Origin of the sequence: Nocardioides sp. zg-DK7169 (assembly GCF_013155365.1) — a bacterium.
In the GTDB taxonomy this organism is placed as follows: Bacteria; Actinomycetota; Actinomycetes; order Propionibacteriales; family Nocardioidaceae; genus Nocardioides.
In genome coordinates, this window is sequence record NZ_JABJRA010000005.1 from 324009 (window position 1) to 342814 (window position 18806).

The following is an 18806-nucleotide window of genomic DNA, read 5'->3' on the forward strand; positions in this document are numbered from 1 at the left end:
CGTGACCACTGAGATCCGCCGAGGTTCGGCCCGATTCACCGAGCGGTTCCGCGGCCGGGTGACCCACCACTCCTTCTCCTTCGGGGAGCACTACGACCCCGACCGGCTGCGGCTGGGACCGATGGTGTGCCACGACGACCACCTGCTCGCCCGCGGGCAGGGCTTCGAGTCCCACCGCCACTCCGGCCTGGAGATCGTGACCTGGGTGGTGTCCGGCGCCCTGGAGCACACCGGTCCCGAGGGCTCGGTCGTGCTCGAGCCCGGCTCGGTCGCGGTGCTGCACACCGGGGCCGGCGTCGAGCACGCCGAGATCGCCGTCGCCCCGCAGACCCGCTTCGTCCAGGTGTGGCTGACGGCCGACGAGGACGCCCCCGAGCAGCCGTCGTACGACGTGCGCCCGGTCGACCTCGACGCCGCCGAGGGCTCGCTGGTGGAGGTCGCGCAGGTGGCCGGGGCGACGTTCTCCGCCGCCCGGCTCGACACCGGCGAGAAGCTGCTGATCCACGGCGGGGCGCTCACGCACGTGTACGTCGCCACCGGGGCGCTGCTGCGCTCCTCGCTGGCCCAGCCGCTGGCCGCCGGCGACGCGTTCGTCTTCACCGACGAGTCCGCGCACCAGGTGACCGCCGCCGTCCCCACCGACCTGCTCGTGTGGACCCTGCCGCAGGCCTGAGGCGGCCCGGCCCGTCGCTCACGCCAGCACCTGCAGGGCGGCGGGCAGCACCTCCACGCAGAGCCGGTCCGGTGCGGTGAGGGTGCCGAGCGGCTCGCCGTCGGCGCTGACCTGGACCGGGGTGGGCGAGGTGAGGGTGAGCTCGACGCGGCGCCCGGTGAGCAGGGTGACCTCGGGGCGCTCGACGTGCCCGCCGGCGTACACCGTCGGCAGCGCGCGGATCAGCCCGGTGCGCGAGGCCGCCTCGATCACCACCACGTCCAGCAGCCCGTCGGCGAGGTCGGCGGGCGGGGCGATCCGCATGCCCTTGCCGTAGTACGCCGAGTTCGCCACCACCACCGTCGCCGCCGAGCAGCGCCGCCGCACGCCGTCCACGCTCAGCTCGAACGCGGCCGGCCGGTAGGTCGCGAGCGCGCGCACCGCGGCCCACGGGTACTGCGCCCGCTGGGGCACCCAGCGCATCCCGTGCACGAGCGCGGCCGCGCGGGCGTCCACGCCGGAATAGACCGAGCCGGCGACCACTCGCGGCGCCTGGCCGGGCAGCGTGACGCGCACCAGGTCGACGCGGCGCGGGCGCCCGGTGAGCAGCGCCTCGGCCTGGGCCTCGGGCCCGGCCGGCACGCCGAGCATCCGCGCGAAGTCGTTGCCGCGCCCGGCGGGCACCATCCCGAGCGTGCCCCCGCCGGCGGCCACCGGCCCGGCGAGGGAGGAGAGCATCCCGTCCCCGCCCACGGAGACCACCACGTCCTCGCGTGCCAGCGCCTCGTCGACCAGCCGGGCCATCGCCCGTGGGCCGGGCGAGTAGGTGACGTCGACGACCGCGCCGGCGTCGCGCAGCAACCGGGCGATGCCCACCACGGCTCCCGGCGCCGCGCCCCCGCCGGACGCGGGGTTGACGAGGAACGTGAAGGACCGGGTCACGGCACCAGCACCCCCGGGTTGAGGATCCCGGTCGGGTCCAGGTCGGCCTTCACCGCGCGCAGCACCGAGACGCCCAGGTCGCCGATCTCGGCGCGCAGCCACGGGCGGTGGTCGGTGCCGACGGCGTGGTGGTGGGTGATGGTGGCCCCGGCCGCGACGATCGCCGCGGAGGCGGCCTCCTTGGCGGCGGCCCACCGCGCCAGCGGGTCGTCGCCCTGCCGCGCGGCGACGGTGAAGTAGAGCGAGCACCCGGTCTCGTAGACGTGGGAGACGTGGCACAGCACCAGCACCGGTGAACCCAGCGCGGTCTCCAGGGCCTCGCGCACCGCGGCGTGCAGGCGCGACACCTGCGACCAGAAGGTCGCGGTCTCCAGGGTCTCCACGAGCACGCCGACGTCCAGCAGGGCGTCGCGCAGGTACGGCGCGGCGAAGCGCCCGTGCGCCCAGGACCGGCCCGGCTCCTCGCCGAGCGGGGTGCCGCCGAGCCCGCGCAGCACCTCGGTGACCGCGGCCCGCCGGGCGGCCACCGCCGCCGGGGCGCCCTCGAACCCGGTCACCATCAGGCAGCCACCGGCGCCCTCCGCCGGTGCGCCGAGGTCCTCGGGGTGGGCCAGGTCGAGTCCGGTCTCGGTCTCGTCGGAGAGCCGCAGCACGGTCGGCAGCAGCCCGGACTGGGCCAGGGTGCGCATCGCGGTGGTGCCCTCGGCGAAGGAGGCCCAGCGCCAGCCCTCGTAGACCTTCTCCGCCGGCAGCGAGCGCACCCGCACCGTCACCTCGGTGATCACCCCGAAGGCGCCCTCGGAGCCCAGCAGCAGCTGGCGCAGGTCGGGACCGGCGGCGCTCATCGGCGCCGCGCCGAGGCGCAGCTCGCCGCGCGGCGTCGCCACCCGCAGCCCCACGACCAGGGCGTCGAAGCGGCCGTAGCCGGCGCTGGACTGTCCCGAGGACCGGGTGGCGGCGAACCCGCCGATGCTGGCGTGCTCGAAGGACTGCGGGAAGTGCCCCAGGGTCAGCCCCTCGGCGGCCAGCAGCGCCTCGGCCTCGGGGCCGCGCAGGCCGGGCTCGAGGGTCGCGGTCATCGAGACCGGGTCGACGGCGAGCAGGCGCCGCATCCGGCCCAGGTCGAGCGAGACCAGCCCGGCGAACCCGTCGCGCCGGGCGGCCAGCCCCCCGGTGACCGACGTACCGCCCCCGAAGGGGACCACCGCGACCTGGTGGGCCACGGCCCAGTCCAGCACCGCGGCGACCTCCGCGTGGTCGCCGGGGCGCACCACGGCGTCGGGGGCGTCGGCCAGGTCCCCGGCGCGCTGGCGCAGCAGGTCGGGCGTGGAGCGGCCGCGGGTGCGCAGCCGCCGGGTCGCGTCGTCGGTGCACACGTGCTCCGCGCCCACGACCGCGCGGACCTCGTCGAGCAGGCCGGGGTCGATCGCCGGCGCGGGCAGGACCACCTCGGCGAGCGCGGGTCGCTCCTCGATGCCGAAGACCGCCTCCACCAGCGCCCGGGCGGGCGCCGGCAGCGGCACGGCGAGAGCCGGGTCGCCCCAGCGGGAGGGGTGCATCTCTCCAGAGGTGACGTGCGTCATGCGTTACAGTGTGACATATGACGTCACTTCGTCACACGACTTCGGGATCGACGCCCGGCCAGGGCGCGCGCCCCGACGCCCGCGACGCCTACCTCGACGCCGCGCGGGCGTGCATCCTCGACGTCGGCTGGCGGCGTACGACGCTCACCGAGGTCGCCCGCCGGGCGGGCGTGTCGCGGATGACGATCTACCGCACCTGGTCGGACATGCAGCAGCTGCTCGGCGACCTGATGACCCGGGAGTGGACCGGGCTGGTGGAGGCCACGGTGAGCGGCCTGGACCCCGAGCGCTCCGCGGTGGAGCGGCTGGTCGAGGCGGTGGTCACCACGGTGCGCCTGCTGCGCGAGAACGAGCTCTTCGTCCGCATCGTCGAGCTCGACCCCGAGCTGGTGCTGCCCTACCTGCTCGCGCGCCGCGGCCGCTCCCAGGACCTGATCCTCGCGGTGCTCACCGACGCCGTCGCCCGCGGCCAGGAGACCGGAGAGGTCCGCGCCGGCAACCCGGTCGCCATCGCCCGCGCGCTCCTGCTCGCCGCGCACGGGTTCGTCCTCTCCGCGCACACGATGGTCGACGAGGAGGTCGGCGAGGCCGACCTCGAGGCCGAGCTGGCGCTCGCGACCGCCCGGGCCCTGGCCCCGTGAGCACCGCCGCCCGCGCCCCGGGCCGGATCACCGCCGGCCTCGCCGGGGCGCCGCAGCGGGTGGACCTGGTCGTGGTCGGCCTGGGCATCACCGGCGCCGGGGCCGCCCTCGACGCCGCCACCCGCGGGCTCTCGGTGCTCGCCGTCGACGCCCACGACCTTGCGTTCGGCACCTCGCGGTGGTCCTCCAAGCTCGTGCACGGCGGGCTGCGCTACCTCGCCAACGGCCAGCTGGGCGTGGCCCACGAGAGCGCCGTCGAGCGGGGCCTGCTGATGGAGGTCACCGCCCCGCACCTGACCCACCCGATGCCGACGCTGCTGCCGCTCGGCTCCTCGGTCGGGCACGGCCAGGCCGCGCTCGTGCACGCCGCGCTGCGCGCCGGCGACCTGCTGCGCCGCGGCGCCGGCACCCGCGCCGAGACCCTGCCCGGGCCGCGCCGGCTCTCCGCCACCGAGGCGCTGGCGATGGTGCCCGCGCTGCGCGCCGAGGGGCTGCGCGGCGCGCTGCTGTCGTGGGACGGCCAGCTCGAGGACGACGCCCGCCTGGTCACCACCGTCGCGCGCACCGCCGCCGCCCACGGCGCCCGGGTCCACACCCGCGCCCGGGTGCTCGCCGCGAGCGGGACCCGGGTCCGGCTGCGCGACGAGCTCAGCGCCGCGACGTACGACGTGGAGGCGCGCGCGGTCCTCAACGCGACCGGCGTCTGGGCCGGCGACCTGGCCGGCGAGGTGCGGCTGCGCCCCAGCCGCGGCACCCACCTGGTGCTGCGCGGCGAGTCACTGCCGGGGCTGCACGCGTCGGTCTTCGCGCCGGTCCCCGGGTCCACCAGCCGGTTCGTGCTGGTGCTGCCGCAACCCGACGGGACCGTCCACGTCGGGCTCACCGACGAGCCGGTCACCGGCCCGCTCCCGGACGTTCCGGTGCCCAGCGAGCCGGAGATCGGCTTCCTGCTCGACGTGGTGTCCGCGGCGTTCGCCCGCCCGCTGCACCGCACCGACGTCGTCGGGGCGTACGCCGGGCTGCGCCCGCTGCTCGCCGGACCGGGCCCGGCGGAGGGTGGCGGCAGCGACGGGGGCACCGCCGACCTCTCGCGCCGTCACGCGGTGCTGACCGGGCCCACCGGTCTGGTCACCGTCGTCGGCGGCAAGCTGACCACCTATCGCCAGATGGCCGAGGACGCCGTCGACGCCGCGCTCGACGCGGCCCGGGCGCACGGGCCCCTGGCGGCGGGACCCTGCGTCACCCGCGCCGTGCCGCTGCTCGGGGCCGCGCCGCGCGGCGAGCTCGCCCGCCTCGAGCAGCACCCACGGCTGGTGCGCCGCTTCGGCACCGAGGCCGAGCTGGTGCTCGCCAGCGCCCGCGAGCGCACCGGCCTGGGCGAGGAGGAGCTGCTGGCCCCGGTCGCCGACGGGATCCCGGTCACCCTCGCCGAGCTGGTCTTCGCCGTCACCCACGAGGGGGCCCACGACGTGGGCGACCTGCTGGACCGGCGTACCCGGGTCGGGCTGGTCCCCGCCGACCGGGCCCGGGCCGTCCCCGCCGCCGAACGGGCACTGGCGGTCGCTGCCGAGTACCGGTGATTTCCGGACACCGATGAGTATTCGCATCGACGCCGGTCGGTGACCAGGGACACACTGGTGGGCGAAGGGAACGCGGCATGACCGAGCGGACGGCGACGCAGGTGACCGAGCAGACGACCGAGCTGGACGACTTCCAGGCACTCACCGAGCGCTACCAGCGCGAGCTGCTGGCGCACTGCTACCGGATGAGCGGCTCCGTGCACGAGGCGGAGGACCTGGTCCAGGAGACGTTCCTGCGCGCCTGGAAGGCCTCGGCGGACTTCCAGGGCCGCTCCTCGGTGCGCACCTGGCTCTACCGGATCGCGACCAACGTGTGCCTCACCAACCTCGAGGGCCGGCCCCGGCGACCACTGCCCGCCGCCCTCGGCACCGCCGACCAGATGGGGGGCGACGCCCTCGAGCAGGACCACGAGGTCGCCTGGCTCCAGCCGGTCCCCGACGCCGCGGTCCTGGTCACCGAGCGGGACTCGATCCGGCTCGCCTTCGTCGCGGCGCTCCAGCACCTGCCGGCCCGGCAGCGGGCCGTGCTGATCCTGCGCGACGTGCTGCGCTGGTCGGCCGCCGAGGTCGCCGAGGCCCTCGAGACGAGCACCGCGGCGGTCAACTCCGCCCTCCAGCGTGCGCATGCACAGGTGAAGAGCCGCGGCCTCACCGAGGACTCCGTCGAGGACGACCTCACCCCGGCCCAGCAGCAGCTGCTCGACCGCTACGTCGACGCGTTCTGGCGCAAGGACGTCGACACCATCGTCACGCTGCTCACCAGCGAGGCGGTCTGGGAGATGCCGCCGTTCCTGAACTGGTACATCGGCCCGGAGAGCATCGGCACCCTGATCGAGCGCAACTGCCCCGGCGGGTGCAGCGACATGCCGATGCTGCGCACCTCCGCCAACGGCCAGCCCGCCTTCGGCCTCTACATGCGCACCCAGGAGCGCGACTTCGTGCCCTTCCAGCTCCAGGTGCTCGAGCTCGACGGCGACCGGGTGGACCACGTGCGCGCCTTCTTCGACACCTCGCTGTTCGCCAAGTTCGGCCTCCCCGACCGGCTCCCGGCCGACTACCGTCCCGGCGACCACCCGCTCAGCCTGGTCGTGCGGTGACCCGGCGGCTCGACGGGGACGTCGAGCTGCTGGAGCGTTCGCTGGCCTACGCCGGCGGCGTGCTCGTCGGGGTCGCGACGGGCGACCTGTCCCGTCCGACCCCGTGCGCGGCCTGGGACCTGGAGCGGCTGCTCGCCCACCTCGAGGACGGCCTCGACGCCTTCCTGGAGGCGGCCACCGGGCGGATCGCCGCGGGCCCCGCGGTGTCCGGCGCCGGCCCGGCGCAGCGCGCGGCCGCGCTGCGGGACAAGGCCGGGGTCCTGCTCGGGGCGTGGGTCGGCGGGCCGGGCGGCTGCGGCCGGCGCGAACGGGTCGGGGTCGGCGACGCGGAGCGCGGCACAGCGGAGCTGGAGGCCGGGCTGCTGCTGCGCGCCGCGGCCCTCGAGGTCGCCGTGCACGCCCACGACGTCGCCGTGGCGAGCGCCTCGCCGGGCTCCCCGCATCCGTTTCCCGAGGACCTCGCACGCGACCTGCTGGCGGTGGCTCACGAGGTGGTGGCGGCCGAGGACCGCCCGGCCCGGTTCGCCGCGCCCCGCGTCGTACCGGCCGGGGCGACGTACGCCGACCGGCTGCTGGGCCACCTGGGACGAGCACCTCACCTGTGGGAGGGACCAATCGCGGCAAAGCCGCACGGACGGGACGGCGGTCTCCCTAACCTGCCCTCATGACCCGACACGACCCAGGCCCGCTCCGCGCGGCCGTACCGGTCGAGCCGGCCGACCCGGCCGTGATCGCCGCGGTGCGCCACCTGTACGCCGGGCGCGTGAGCGAGGCCCTGCAGCTGCTCGAGCAGCCCGCGCCCGGGCCCCGGCGCCCGGCCGACCAGGTGCTGGCCTCCGCCTGCACGATCGAGGCGCGGCTGGGCCGCGGCGAGCTGGACGTGGCGATGCGCGCCGGCGAGGGCCTGCTGGCGATGGTGGCCGCACGGAAGGCCACTCCCGCCGCTGTCGATGGCGGTGCGGATGGTCTTGCCGCTGACTCCGCGCACGACCCGGTCGCGGCGATCGCGCACCACAGCTGCGGCGAGCTGGCCGCCGCCCTCGGCGACACCGAGGACGCGCTGGAACACCACCTGGAGTGCGGGCGGCTGCTCGGCCCCACCCCCGCCGACCCGCAGGAGGCGTACCTGCTGCCCTGGCGCGGCAGCGCGGCGATCGCACTGGTCCGCCTCGGCCGCGGACGCGAGGGCAACGACCTGGCCACCGAGTGGCTGGAGGTCGCCACCGCGTCCGGCTCGCCCTTGGCACACGCCCACGCCCTGCGGATCCTCGCGGTGGTCGGCGCCGGCCCGCACCGCACCGAGCGGCTGACCGAGGCCCGCGCGCTCCTGCTCGACCACCCCGCGCCCCGGCTCGCCGCCCAGATCGACACCGACCTCGCGGCACTGATGCTGCTGCAGCACCCGCGGGAGTCGCCGGAGCGCCAGCACGCCGTGCGGATGCTCCGCGACGTCGAGGAGTACGCCGGCCGCGAGCAGCTGCGTCCCCTCCAGGCCCGGGCGCGCGGGCTGCTCGCACGCGTCGGGGAGGCCCCCCGGCCCCACCAGCGCGAGGCGCTCGCGACCCTGACCCCCACCGAGCAGCGCGTCGCGCGTCTCGCCGCCGACGGCCTCACCAACCGCCAGATCGCCGAGACGCTGGTGGTCACGGTGAAGGCGGTCGAGTGGCACCTCTCCCACGTCTACCGCAAGCTCGACATCCGCTCCCGCACCCGGCTGGCCGCGGCGTTCGACCTCGCGGTCTGAGCGGGGCGGCCGCCGCGAGAACGTTGTCGTTTGGTCCCCAACGGCAACGTTTCCGGGCTCAGGGCTGTCGTTCGTGCCCGATCGTGAGGTGGGTCGAGGCCCGGTCATCGACGCTCGCGCAGCAGGTGTCGCCCAGCCAGGCCTCCCCCTCGCGGGTCAGGACCCGGCGACCCAGCGCAGGGAGCGGCCGTGGCCGTGGGTCCAGGCGACCGCGCGGCCGTCGACGCCGGTCACGAACGTCGGGTGCCCCTCGGGGACCGGCGGTCCGGTCTCGGTGATCCGCGGCAGCACCCCCTTGCCCTCGTTGCTGACCCAGTGGCAGGCCCCGTCGGCGACCAGGCCGGTCATCAGGTCGTGGAAGCGCTCGCGGCCCTCGGGCTCGAGGTAGGCCACCACCGCGCTGTGGAACACCACCACCGGGCCCTGCCCGGCGGCCACCTCGAGCAGGTCCGGCAGGTCGCTCAGCAGGTCGCCGCGGACCAGCCGCGGCGGCTCGGCGCGGGCGATCGCGATCGCGTGGCGCAGCCGCTCGCGACGCTCGTCCTGCTCGGGCCAGACCAGGTTCTCCAGCCAGGCCATCGCGTCCTCGTCGGTGACGTCGCCGGGGTTGAGGTCCAGGCCGCCGCGCCAGGCCACCTCCGGCAGCCGGTCGGGCAGCGGCGGCAGGGCGCCGCGCACCGCGCAGGTCAGCCGCGGCTCCCCGCCCAGGCGCACCTCCCCCGCCTCGGTCCGCCAGGCGTAGCCCCACCGGTCGGGGTAGAGGCACAGCCCCGCGCTCGCACCGACCTCGAGCAGGCTGATCGGGCCCTCGAGCCCGAGCGAGGTGATCGCCGGCAGCAGGGTGGCCATCCGCCCGGCCTCGTTGGTCTGGGTGGAGCGGCTCAGGATCGTCTCGCGGATCGTCCCGTCGTCGTCGAGGAGCGCCGAGCGGAGCGCGTCGTACGGCCCGGGGGCGGGTACGCCGTGCCACCGGGCGGCCGCGAAGACCAGGTTCGGCTGCTGCTTGATCGGCGGCAGCGTGGCCAGCCAGGCCAGGACCTCCTCGTCCCGGGCGACCGCGGCGGCCCACTCGCTGAAGCAGGGCGAGTCGCGGGCGTCCGTGGCGAACATGGCGTACTGCTCGGCCGGGTCCATGAAGGGCTCCATGGCCGCATCATGGACCAGCACGGCCCGGGATGACGCTAGGGTGCAGGCACCGGTCGTCATGGGGGACGGCCACGTGGGGGGAGCACGATGACGCCGTTCCTGATCATCGGGATCGTCGGGCTGGTGCTGCTCGCCGTCTCGCTGCTCTTCGGCGACGTGCTGGACGGCGTCGGCGACGGGCTCCTCGGCGGCCTGGGCGGCGACCTCTTCTCGACCGCGGTGATCGGCGCCTTCGTCTCGGCCTTCGGCTTCGGCGCCGCGGCCGTGGACGGCGCCGACGGGCCGATGGCCCTCGCCGTACCGGTCGGCGTCGGAGCGGGCGTGCTCTTCGCCTGGTTCGCGGCCCGCCTCACCTCGCTGGTCCGCGGCGGCGGCAGCGACGACACCGTGCGCACCGACGACGCCATCGGCCGCGACGGCACGGTCACCACCGAGATCCCCGCCGACGGCCTCGGCACGGTGCGCGTCCTGGTCGGCGGCCACGTGCTGCGCCTCAACGCCCGCGCCGCGGAGCCGATCCCGTCCGGCACCGCCATCCACGTCACCGGGGTGCTCTCGCCGACCGCCGTCACCGTCGCCCCGGTCTGGCCGATCCTGCCCGACTGACTGACCACCCTCCCGCGCCGCGGGAGACCCTCGAAAGGACCCCCGTGCCAGATTCCGCACTCGTCCCCGTCATCGGGCTGATCGCCCTCGTCGTGCTGCTCATCCTGCTCGTCACCAGCCGCTACAAGGTGGCGGGACCCAACGAGGCCTTCATCGTCACCGGCCGCAAGGGCAAGGCGGTGATCAACCCGGAGACCGGCGCGCTGACCACGGACCTGTCGGGGCAGAAGGTCATCCTCGGTGGCGGCACGTTCGTCATCCCGTTCGTGCAGAAGCTCGGCACCCTCGACCTGTCCAGCCGCCGGATCTCGGTGCAGATCCGCGGCGCCGTGTCCGGCCAGGGCATCAAGCTCAACGTCGAGGGCGTCGCGATCGTCAAGGTCGGCGGCAACGCCGACCAGATCCGGCTCGCCGCGCAGCGCTTCCTCTCCCAGCAGGGCGACATCGAGCCGTTCACCCAGGAGGTGCTGGCCGGCGCGCTGCGCTCGATCGTCGGCGGCCTCACCGTCGAGCAGATCATCCGCGACCGCGGCGCCTTCGCCCAGCGGGTCGCCGACGAGTCGGAGAACTCCCTCACCGGCCAGGGCCTGATCCTCGACACCTTCCAGATCCAGGACGTCACCGACGACGGCAGCTACCTCGCCGACCTCGGGCGCCCCGAGGCGGCCCGGATCGGCCAGACGGCCGCGATCGCCGAGGCCAACGCCCGCCAGGCCGCCGAGCAGGCGCGCATCAAGGCCGAGGAGGAGATCGCGATCGCGCAGCGCACCCTCGCGCTGAAGCAGGCCGAGATCAAGGCCGAGACCGACGCCGCCTCCGCCACCGCTGCCGCCGCCGGCCCGCTCGCCCAGGCCGAGCGCGACCAGGCGATCTTCGCCGAGCAGGAGAAGGTGGCCGTCCAGCAGGCCGCGCTGACCGAGCGCCAGCTCGAGACCGAGGTCCGCAAGCCCGCCGACGCCGCGCGCTACCGCGTCGAGCAGGAGGCCGAGGCCCAGCGCAACGCCGAGATCGCGGCCGCCGAGGCCCGCAAGGCCGCCTCGATCGCCGCCGCCCAGGCCAAGGCCGAGGAGGCCCGCCTGACCGGTGAGTCCGAGCGCTCGCGCCGTGCCGCGCTGGCCGACGCCGAGGCGATCGAGGGCGCGAAGCGCGGTGAGGCCGAGAAGGCCCGTCGTACGGCGGAGGCCGACGCGGTCCGCGCCGAGGGCGAGGCCAAGGCCGCCGCCACCCTGGCGATCGGCCAGGCCGAGGCCGAGGCCATGGACCGGCGCGCCGAGGCGTTCGCGCACTACAACGACGCGGCCGTGCTCCAGATGCTCATCGAGGTGCTGCCGCAGGTGGCCCGCGAGGTGGCCGCCCCGATCGGCGCCATCGACCAGCTCACCGTCGTCTCCACCGACGGTGCGGCCGCACTCCCGCGCCAGGTCACCGACAACGTCGTGCAGACGATGTCGATGCTCAAGACCTCGACCGGGCTCGACTTCGAGGCGCTGATCAAGCGCGCCGTCGAGGGCGCCGTGCCGTCCGCGAAGACCGACGCCCACCCGGGCGTCAACGACCACGACGGCCAGGAGCTCGCCCAGCGCTCCTGAGCGCCACGGGTCGGACCGCACGCAGCCGAGGGGTGGACCGCCGTGGCGGTCCACCCCTCGGCTGTCTGTGGGTGCTCTGGGCCTCGCGGCGGCCCTCAGTCGGCGGGCAGCGCGACGTAGGTGGTCTCGAGGTACTCCTCGATCCCCTCGAAGCCGCCCTCGCGCCCGAACCCGCTCGCCTTCACCCCACCGAACGGCGCCGCGGGGTTCGACAGCAGGCCGGTGTTGATCCCGACCATCCCGAAGTCGAGCGCCTCGGCCACCCGGATCGTGCGCGCCAGGTCGCGGGTGTAGACGTAGGAGGCCAGGCCGTACTCGGTGTCGTTCGCGCGACGTACCGCCTCCTCCTCGGTCTCGAAGGTGGTGACCGGCGCGACCGGGCCGAAGACCTCCTCGCGGGACAGCGCCGCGTCGTGGGGTACGCCGATGAGCACGGTCGGCGGGTAGAAGTAGCCGTCGCCCTCCGGCACGCTCCCGCGCCCGGCGACCTCGGCGCCGTCGGCGACCGCGGCGTCCACGAGGCGGGTCACCGAGGCGACGGCGTCCTCGTCGATGAGCGGGCCGACCTCGACGCCGTCCTCCTGGCCGCGGCCCACGCGCATCGCGGCCATCCGCTCGCCGAGGCGGCGTCCGAACTCCGCGGCGACCGAGGAGTGCACCAGGAACCGGTTGGCGGCGGTGCAGGCCTCGCCCATGTTGCGCATCTTCGCCACCATCGCGCCGTCGACGGCCGCGTCGAGGTCGGCGTCCTCGAAGACCAGGAACGGCGCGTTGCCGCCGAGCTCCATGCTGAGGCGCTGGAGGTGGTCGGCGGACTGGCGCACCAGCGTGCGACCGACGGCGGTGGAACCGGTGAAGCTCACCTTGCGCAGCCGCGGGTCGGCCTGGAGGGTCTCGCTGACCTCCCGGGAGCGGGTGGTGGTGACGATGTTGAGCACGCCCGCGGGCAGGCCGGCCTCCTGGAGCACCGCGGCGAGGGCGAGCATCGTCAGCGGGGTCTGCTGGGCGGGCTTGAGGACCATCGTGCAGCCCGCCGCCACGGCCGGGGCGATCTTGCGGGTGCCCATGGCGAGGGGGAAGTTCCACGGGGTGATGAACAGGCAGGGCCCCACCGGCTTCTTCATGGTCACCAGCCGGCTGCCGCCCGCGGGGGCGGTCATCCAGCGGCCGTGGACGCGGACCGCCTCCTCGGAGAACCAGCGCAGGAACTCGTTGCCGTAGCCGACCTCGCCGCGCGCCTCCGCGACCGGCTTGCCCATCTCGAGGCTCATCAGGTGGGCGAAGTCCTCGGCGCGCTCGGCGATCATCTCGAAGGCCCGGCGCAGGATCTCCCCGCGCTCGCGCGGTGGCGTGCGGGCCCAGTCGTGCTGCGCCTCCACCGCCGCGTCGAGCGCCGCCACCGCGTCCGACACCGAGGCGTCGGCGACGTCGGTGAGCACGGAGGCGTCGGCGGGGTCCCAGACCTCGAAGCGGCGCCCGTCTCGTGCCGGGCGCCACGCGCCCGCGACGAGAAGGTTGCGGTGGTCGGGTCCGAGGAGGTCGAGTCCGCTCATGCAGCGATCCTGCCACCACGGACCCACTGGGCCGGGTCTGCGCAGGTGACGTGATCCACGCCGCAAATCCTGCGGTATCTCCGGAGATTCCCCTGACACCGCCCGGACGGGCGTGACAACATCTGGATGTCGATTTCGGAGGGAGCACTTTGAATTCGACATGAACCCCTCGCCGACCCCATGCGGCGAGGGGTTCGCCCTTTCTCCCGGGCGGTGCCCGACCGAGGGCTGGCGTCAGCGGGCGGCGCGGAGGACCTGCGCCAGGACCGGGCCGGCGGTGCCGGAGCCGGAGTCGCCGCGCTCGACGAATACGGCGACGGCGAGGTCGCCCTGCGCAGCGACCATCCAGGCGTGGGTGTCGACCTTGCCGGACGCGCCGAACTCGGCGGTACCGGTCTTGGCGATCACCGGCGGGCCCGGCAGGTCGGCGAGCAGCCGGCCGCTGCCGTCGGTGACCACCGCGCGCAGCATCGCGCGCAGCTGACGGGCCTCTGCGCCGGTCAGGGGTGCGACGTCCTCGGGCGCGCTCACCTCGGCCTCCTCGAGCAGCCGCGGGACCACCAGCGAGCCGGCCTGCACCGAGCCGATGACCGCGGCCATCACCATCGGGGAGGCGAGCACGGTGCCCTGGCCGATCATGTCGGCCGCGGCCTCGGTCTCGCTGGCGGGCGGCTCGACGCTGCCGAAGTAGGCGGGGAACCCGAGGTCGTGGTCGACCCCGAGTCCCAGCGACGCCGCCGCGGCCGCGAGGTCGTCGGCGCCGAGCCGGTCGCGGGCGCCGATGAGGGCGGTGTTGCACGAGTTCGCCACCGCGTCGCGCAGCGAGATCCGGCCGAGCGCGGCCGCCGGGTAGCCGGAGTAGTTCTCGAACCGCTTGCCGTCGACGCTCACCGACGGCGGGCAGGAGACCGCGCTGTCCGGGCGCAGGCCGGCGCGCAGCAGCGCGAGGCTGGTCGCGATCTTGAAGGTCGAGCCGGGCGCGTACTGGCCGTAGGTCGCGACGTTGTAGCCCTCGGTGCCCGGTCCGTTGGCGGCCGCGAGCAGGGCCCCGTCGCTGGGCCGCAGCGCCACCACGGCGCTGGGCGAGGACTCGTCGGCCAGCGCCGCCTCGGCCGCCGTCTGCAGGTCGAGGTCGAGGGTGAGCGCGAGGTCCTCGCCGTCGACGGCGTCGACCCGGTACAGCTCGCGCTCGTCGTCGCCGCCGGACGGGTCGTCGGAGATCGCGGCGACCACCACGCCGGGGGTGCCGCGCAGCTGCTCGTCGTAGCGGGCCTGCAGGCCGGAGAGCCCAGCGACGTCCCCGGCGCGGTAGGCCTCCGGGTCCTCCTTGACCATCTCGGCGCTCACCGGACCGACGGTCCCGAGGATCGCGGCGGCGAACCCGCGGCTCGGGGCCAGCGGCTGCTCGTCGGGGATCCCCAGCACGCCCTCGATCCGGGGGTAGGCGCGGGCGAGGGCCGGCTCGACGTCCTCGCGGCGCAGCGTGATCGCCTCGACGAAGGCCAGCTCGCCCGCGGCCCGCACGCGCTCGACGTACGCCGCGGCGTCGAGGTCGAGCAGCGCGGCGAGGCGGCGCGCGGCGGCGACCGCCTGCGGCCGGGTCACCCGGGACCGGTCGACGCCCAGGCGCAGCACCGGCCGGTCGGTCACCAGCGCCAGGCCTCGGGCGCCGAGCAGGTCACCGCGGGCCGGGGCGACGGTGGTGGCGTCGAGCAGCTCGTCCTCGGCCAGGGACCCCTCGACCACCGTCGGGGCCCAGACCGCCCGCCATCCCTCGCCGGCCCGCTCCAGCGTCACCTCGGTGGTGTAGTCCCACGGCTGCTCCGCGAGCGGCCAGCTCCACTCCAGGGTGGCCGTCGCCTCGGTGCCGTCGTCGTCTGGCGCCTGCACGTCCGCGACCCGCACCTTCGGCTCGACGTCCCCGAGGCGCGCCACCGTCTCGGGGTACGCCGCCGGCGCCTGCGCCCCGAGCGGACCGCCGAGCTCCACGCCCTCGAGGTCCCCGGCCTGGAGCGCGGCCGCCAGCGCCTCGGCCTCGGGGCGCGGGTCGGGCCCCTCGTCGTCCTCGGTGCAGGCGGTCAGCGACCCGGCGAGGGTCAGGACGAGGGCGAGCGCCCCGGCGCGCGCCGGGAGCCGGGTGGGACGAGACATGGGTGCGATCATGCATCACCCGCCGTCGCGCAGGCGGGCCGACACCAGCGGCGCGTAGCCGGCGCGGTGGCCCGCGCGGTTGGGGTGGTAGCTCTCGCGCAGCGGGCGCGAGAGGCCGTTGACCCACTCGCGGTCGTCGCAGACCGCGTGCCCGGTGAACGCGGCGGTGGGGTCGGCGAAGCCGAAGCCGGCGGTGCGCGCCGCCGCGCGCAGCGCCGCGTTGAGCGCGCGCTGGGTCGCGGCCAGGCGGCGCTGGTCGTCCGGGGAGAACCAGGTGGCGACGTTGCAGTCCTCCCCCATGAACAGCCGCGGGTAGCCGACCACCACGACGACCGCGCCGGGTGCCCGGGCGGCGATGCGTCGCATCAGCAGGTCCAGCCGGTCGGGCAGCACGTCGCGGACGACCTTGTCAGCCCCGTCCACCGCCTCGGCGCAGTCGCCCGCCCACCGGGGCAGGGCGCACTGGGTGAGCACCGCCTTGAACCGGGCGTCGTTGCCGCCCGCACCCACGGTCACGTAGTCGGCCCCGACGAGCGCGGCCAGCTGGCGGCGACGCACCTGCACCGAGGTCGCCCCCGAGCAGGCCTCGAACCGCAGCCGCCACCCCGCGGCACGCGCCAGGCGGGCCGGGTAGGCGTGGGCCGAGCGCAGGCACCCCGAGCCGTCGTCGAGGTAGGTGCGGGTGCCGACGCCGGAGGAGAAGGAGTCGCCCAGCGCGACGTACACGGGGGGCGCGTCGTCCCGGCCCGCACCGGGTCCCGACGCGGCGGCCGCGCCGCCCGGTGGACCGGCGAGGACGGGCAGCGCCAAGACCATGACGAGGCTGAGCAGCAGGGCGAGGGATCGGTGCACGGCGACCTCCGGGGCTCCGTGGCCGCGGGTGCGGCCGCAGCTCCAGCCGAGCACCGGGCGCCGCCACCCACCAGGGTCCTCGGGAGCTCGTGTCGAGGACCGCGCACGGGGACCGCCTGTGCACCGCCGGTGGCCTGCCCGCCCCGATGACCTGACCGACCTGGCCGGTCTGGCCGGTCTGGCCGGTCTGGGTCTGGCCCGGTTTGGCGGGACCTGCCTAGGTTGTGCCATGGCCTCCCTCACCGACGCGCCGCCGACCTCGCTGCCGCGCACCCTCGCCCGCCGCCTGCTCGGCGCCGTCCTCGTCTTCGCCGGCGTCAGTCACCTGACCTTCGCGCGGGAGGAGTTCAGCGCCCAGGTGCCCGACTGGTTCCCCGTCGACGACGACCCGGTGGTGCTGGTCTCGGGGATCGCGGAGATCTCCCTCGGCGCGGCGCTCTTCGCCTGGACCCGCGGCCGGATCCCGACCGGCCTGCTCGCCGCGGCGTTCTTCATCGCGATCTTCCCCGGCAACATCGCGCAGTACCTCGAGGGAACCGACGCCTTCGGCCTGGACAGCGACCGGAAGCGGTTCGTGCGCCTGTTCTTCCAGCCGGTCCTGGTCGTCTGGGCGCTGTGGAGCACCGCAGCCTGGCGCGACCGCCCACGCCGCTGACGCACCGACGTCCCCCCGAGACGCCAGCAGGGCCCGCCGGTCGAACCGGCGGGCCCTGCTGTGCGGATCTGGAGCGGTGTCGCTCAGCCCTTGTGGCGCGGCTTGCGGTACCGCTCGCCGTCGGAGGAGTCCTCGCGACGGGGCGCGGAGCTGCGACGCGGGCCGTTGTCCTTGGTCAGCTCGATGAGCTTGCCGGAGATGCGGGTTCCGCGCAGCGCCTCGAAGACCTCGTCGGGAAGGTCCGCGGGCAGCTCGACCAGCGAGAACTCCGGGCGGATCGCGATGTTGCCGAAGTCCTGGCGACGCAGGCCGCCCTCGTTGGCGATCGCGCCGACGATCTGGCGCGGCTCGACCTTGTGGCGCTTGCCCACGCTGATGCGGTACGTCGCGAGCGGGACGTCGCTGCCCCGCGAGGTGCGCTGGCCGCGGGTGGCGGAGCGCTCGGGACGGTCGCGCTCCTCGCCGCGCGGCTCACGGATCGGGCGCTCGGCGGCCGGGTCGAGCAGCAGCGGCTCGTCACCCTGCGCGACGACGGCGAGCGCGGCGGCCACGTCGGCCTCCGGCACGTCGTGGTTGCGCACGTAGTGGGCCACGATGTCGCGGAACTTGTCGATCCGCTCGGTCTGGCCCAGCGCGGCCGTGATCTGGTCGTCGAAGCGGGACAGACGCGTGTTGTTCACGTCCTCCGCGCTCGGCAGGTGCATCTGGGTGAGCGGCTGGCGGGTGGCCTTCTCGATGTGCTTGAGCAGGTAGCGCTCGCGCGGGGTGATGAAGGAGATGGCGTCGCCGCTGCGACCCGCGCGGCCGGTGCGGCCGATGCGGTGCACGTAGGACTCGGTGTCGGTGGGGATGTCGTAGTTGACGACGTGGCTGATCCGGTCGACGTCGAGACCACGGGCGGCGACGTCGGTGGCGACCAGGATGTCGAGCTTGCCCGACTTGAGCTGGTTGACCGTGCGCTCACGCACCGCCTGGTTGACGTCACCGTTGATCGCGGCGGCGCTGAAGCCGCGGGCGCGCAGCTTCTCGGCGAGCGTCTCGGTCTCGTTCTTGGTGCGGACGAAGACGATCATGCCCTCGAAGTTCTCGACCTCGAGGATGCGCGTGAGGGCGTCGACCTTCTGCGGGTAGCTCACCGTCAGGTAGCGCTGGGTGATGTTGGAGGCGGTCCCCGTCTTGGCCTTGACGGTGATCTCCTGCGGGTCGTTCAGGTACTTCTTGGAGATCCGGCGGATCTGCGAGGGCATCGTCGCGGAGAACAGCGCGACGTTCTTGTCCGCAGGGGTGCCGGCGAGGATCGTCTCGACGTCCTCGGCGAAGCCCATGTTGAGCATCTCGTCGGCCTCGTCGAGGACGAGGAAGCGCAGCTCGGAGAGGTCGAGGGTGCCCTTGTCGAGGTGGTCCATGATGCGACCCGGCGTGCCGACGACGATGTGTACGCCGCGGCGCAGCGCGGAGAGCTGGACGCCGTACCCCTGGCCGCCGTACACCGGCAGGACGTGGACGCCCTTGAGGTGCGCGGCGTAGCGCTCGAAGGCCTCGCAGACCTGGAGCGCGAGCTCACGGGTCGGGGCCAGCACGAGCGCCTGCGGGGTCTTCTGCTTGATGTCGAGGCGCGACAGGATGGGCAGCGCGAAGGCCGCCGTCTTGCCGGTGCCGGTCTGGGCCAGGCCGACGACGTCGCGGCCGGCCAGCAGCGGCGGGATGGTCTGGGCCTGGATCGCAGAGGGGGTTTCGTAGCCGACGTCACGCAGCGCCTTGAGAACGGCGTCGTCGAGGCCGAGCTCTGCGAAGGTCGGGGTCTCTGACACGGTTTCTTCGGTGCTCACGAGCCCCACGGTAGTGGTCCGCGCCACCCAGGCCCGATTCGTGGCGGTGGAGTGATTCGTCACGCGGCCGCCAGCGACGCGCCCATGAGACGTCGCGCACACGAGCCTCTCGGTGGAGCAGTCCGTCCCGTGCGGTCCGCCGAGGCCCGGCACGACGAGGCCCGGCACGACGAGGCCGTGACCTTC

At 75.1% G+C, this 18806-nt stretch carries 16 protein-coding genes; 9 read left to right on the forward strand and 7 right to left on the reverse strand.

Features of this window, described 5'->3' with window-relative positions; all coding sequences use genetic code 11:
- Window position 1: 1 nt before the first annotated feature.
- The gene (locus tag HOQ23_RS10440; RefSeq protein WP_172214429.1) at window positions 2-673 is read left to right on the forward strand and encodes a pirin family protein; all 672 of its coding nucleotides are present in this window, start codon (window positions 2-4) and stop codon (window positions 671-673) included.
- Window positions 674-691: 18 nt separating this feature from the next.
- On the opposite strand, the gene HOQ23_RS21565 is transcribed toward HOQ23_RS10440, so the two are convergent.
- Together HOQ23_RS21565 and HOQ23_RS10450 are read right to left on the reverse strand one after the other, a co-directional pair.
- Entirely contained in the window at window positions 692-1594 is a 903-nt protein-coding gene (locus HOQ23_RS21565; RefSeq protein ID WP_172214431.1) for a diacylglycerol kinase family lipid kinase, read from the reverse strand.
- Window positions 1591-3177 carry an FAD-binding oxidoreductase gene (locus HOQ23_RS10450; RefSeq protein WP_253945348.1) on the reverse strand — a complete coding sequence of 529 codons (1587 nt, stop codon included), beginning with the start codon at window positions 3175-3177 and terminating at the stop codon, window positions 1591-1593. The genes HOQ23_RS21565 and HOQ23_RS10450 overlap by 4 nt, the downstream gene beginning before the upstream one ends.
- A 17-nt stretch (window positions 3178-3194) precedes the next feature.
- Here HOQ23_RS10450 and HOQ23_RS20540 point away from each other — a divergent pair, with 17 nt between their 5' ends.
- From HOQ23_RS20540 to HOQ23_RS10470, 5 genes are all read left to right on the forward strand, one after another.
- On the forward strand, window positions 3195-3818 hold the full coding sequence (locus HOQ23_RS20540) for a TetR/AcrR family transcriptional regulator (RefSeq protein ID WP_216654015.1): 624 nt from the start codon (window positions 3195-3197) through the stop codon (window positions 3816-3818).
- A complete protein-coding gene (locus HOQ23_RS10455; RefSeq protein WP_367650447.1) occupies window positions 3815-5398 on the forward strand; it encodes an FAD-dependent oxidoreductase in 1584 nt (527 codons plus the stop codon). The genes HOQ23_RS20540 and HOQ23_RS10455 overlap by 4 nt, the downstream gene beginning before the upstream one ends.
- A 77-nt stretch (window positions 5399-5475) precedes the next feature.
- Window positions 5476-6495, forward strand: coding sequence for a sigma-70 family RNA polymerase sigma factor (locus HOQ23_RS10460; protein ID WP_172214435.1), 1020 nt, complete (start codon window positions 5476-5478; stop codon window positions 6493-6495).
- The gene (locus HOQ23_RS10465) at window positions 6492-7163 is read left to right on the forward strand and encodes a maleylpyruvate isomerase N-terminal domain-containing protein (protein WP_216654017.1); all 672 of its coding nucleotides are present in this window, start codon (window positions 6492-6494) and stop codon (window positions 7161-7163) included. The genes HOQ23_RS10460 and HOQ23_RS10465 overlap by 4 nt, the downstream gene beginning before the upstream one ends.
- Window positions 7160-8239 (forward strand): helix-turn-helix transcriptional regulator, encoded by a 1080-nt coding sequence (locus HOQ23_RS10470; RefSeq protein WP_172214437.1) that lies wholly within the window; start codon window positions 7160-7162, stop codon window positions 8237-8239. Before HOQ23_RS10465 ends, HOQ23_RS10470 begins: the two co-directional genes overlap by 4 nt.
- Window positions 8240-8395: 156 nt before the next feature.
- On the opposite strand, the gene HOQ23_RS10475 is transcribed toward HOQ23_RS10470, so the two are convergent.
- Complete coding sequence (locus HOQ23_RS10475) at window positions 8396-9385, reverse strand: DUF2332 domain-containing protein (RefSeq protein WP_172214439.1); 990 nt, start codon at window positions 9383-9385, stop codon at window positions 8396-8398.
- Window positions 9386-9472: 87 nt separating this feature from the next.
- On the opposite strand from HOQ23_RS10475, the gene HOQ23_RS10480 reads away from it, so the two are divergent.
- Window positions 9473-9991, forward strand: coding sequence for an NfeD family protein (locus HOQ23_RS10480; RefSeq protein ID WP_172214441.1), 519 nt, complete (start codon window positions 9473-9475; stop codon window positions 9989-9991).
- Window positions 9992-10035: 44 nt separating this feature from the next.
- Complete coding sequence (locus tag HOQ23_RS10485; protein WP_172214443.1) at window positions 10036-11580, forward strand: SPFH domain-containing protein; 1545 nt, start codon at window positions 10036-10038, stop codon at window positions 11578-11580.
- 95 nt (window positions 11581-11675) lie between these two features.
- Here the strand turns inward: HOQ23_RS10485 and HOQ23_RS10490 are convergent, their stop codons facing one another.
- The 3 genes from HOQ23_RS10490 to HOQ23_RS10500 all read right to left on the reverse strand — a co-directional run bounded on the left by HOQ23_RS10490 (window position 11676) and on the right by HOQ23_RS10500 (window position 16136).
- A complete protein-coding gene (locus tag HOQ23_RS10490) occupies window positions 11676-13133 on the reverse strand; it encodes an NAD-dependent succinate-semialdehyde dehydrogenase (RefSeq protein WP_172214445.1) in 1458 nt (485 codons plus the stop codon).
- 234 nt (window positions 13134-13367) lie between these two features.
- Window positions 13368-15284, reverse strand: coding sequence for a penicillin-binding transpeptidase domain-containing protein (locus HOQ23_RS10495; RefSeq protein ID WP_253945349.1), 1917 nt, complete (start codon window positions 15282-15284; stop codon window positions 13368-13370).
- A gap of 15 nt (window positions 15285-15299) precedes the next feature.
- Entirely contained in the window at window positions 15300-16136 is an 837-nt protein-coding gene (locus HOQ23_RS10500) for an SGNH/GDSL hydrolase family protein (RefSeq protein ID WP_367650448.1), read from the reverse strand.
- A 229-nt stretch (window positions 16137-16365) separates the two neighbouring features.
- On the opposite strand from HOQ23_RS10500, the gene HOQ23_RS10505 reads away from it, so the two are divergent.
- A complete protein-coding gene (locus tag HOQ23_RS10505; protein ID WP_172214449.1) occupies window positions 16366-16791 on the forward strand; it encodes a hypothetical protein in 426 nt (141 codons plus the stop codon).
- Between the two features lie 83 nt (window positions 16792-16874).
- On the opposite strand, the gene HOQ23_RS10510 is transcribed toward HOQ23_RS10505, so the two are convergent.
- Window positions 16875-18620, reverse strand: coding sequence for a DEAD/DEAH box helicase (locus tag HOQ23_RS10510; RefSeq protein WP_367650449.1), 1746 nt, complete (start codon window positions 18618-18620; stop codon window positions 16875-16877).
- Window positions 18621-18806: the final 186 nt, after the last annotated feature.

Excerpts from the sequence above, each read along its gene's own strand:
- HOQ23_RS10450 (WP_253945348.1), bottom strand. The coding sequence starts at position 3,177 with ATGACGCACGTCACCTCTGGAGAGATGCACCCCTCCCGCTGGGGCGAC.
- HOQ23_RS20540 (WP_216654015.1), top strand. The coding sequence starts at position 3,195 with ATGACGTCACTTCGTCACACGACTTCGGGATCGACGCCCGGCCAGGGC.
- HOQ23_RS10460 (WP_172214435.1), top strand. The coding sequence starts at position 5,476 with ATGACCGAGCGGACGGCGACGCAGGTGACCGAGCAGACGACCGAGCTG.
- HOQ23_RS10470 (WP_172214437.1), top strand. The coding sequence starts at position 7,160 with ATGACCCGACACGACCCAGGCCCGCTCCGCGCGGCCGTACCGGTCGAG.
- HOQ23_RS10475 (WP_172214439.1), bottom strand. The coding sequence starts at position 9,385 with ATGGAGCCCTTCATGGACCCGGCCGAGCAGTACGCCATGTTCGCCACG.
- HOQ23_RS10480 (WP_172214441.1), top strand. The coding sequence starts at position 9,473 with ATGACGCCGTTCCTGATCATCGGGATCGTCGGGCTGGTGCTGCTCGCC.
- HOQ23_RS10490 (WP_172214445.1), bottom strand. The coding sequence starts at position 13,133 with ATGAGCGGACTCGACCTCCTCGGACCCGACCACCGCAACCTTCTCGTC.
- HOQ23_RS10495 (WP_253945349.1), bottom strand. The coding sequence starts at position 15,284 with ATGTCTCGTCCCACCCGGCTCCCGGCGCGCGCCGGGGCGCTCGCCCTC.
- HOQ23_RS10505 (WP_172214449.1), top strand. The coding sequence starts at position 16,366 with ATGGCCTCCCTCACCGACGCGCCGCCGACCTCGCTGCCGCGCACCCTC.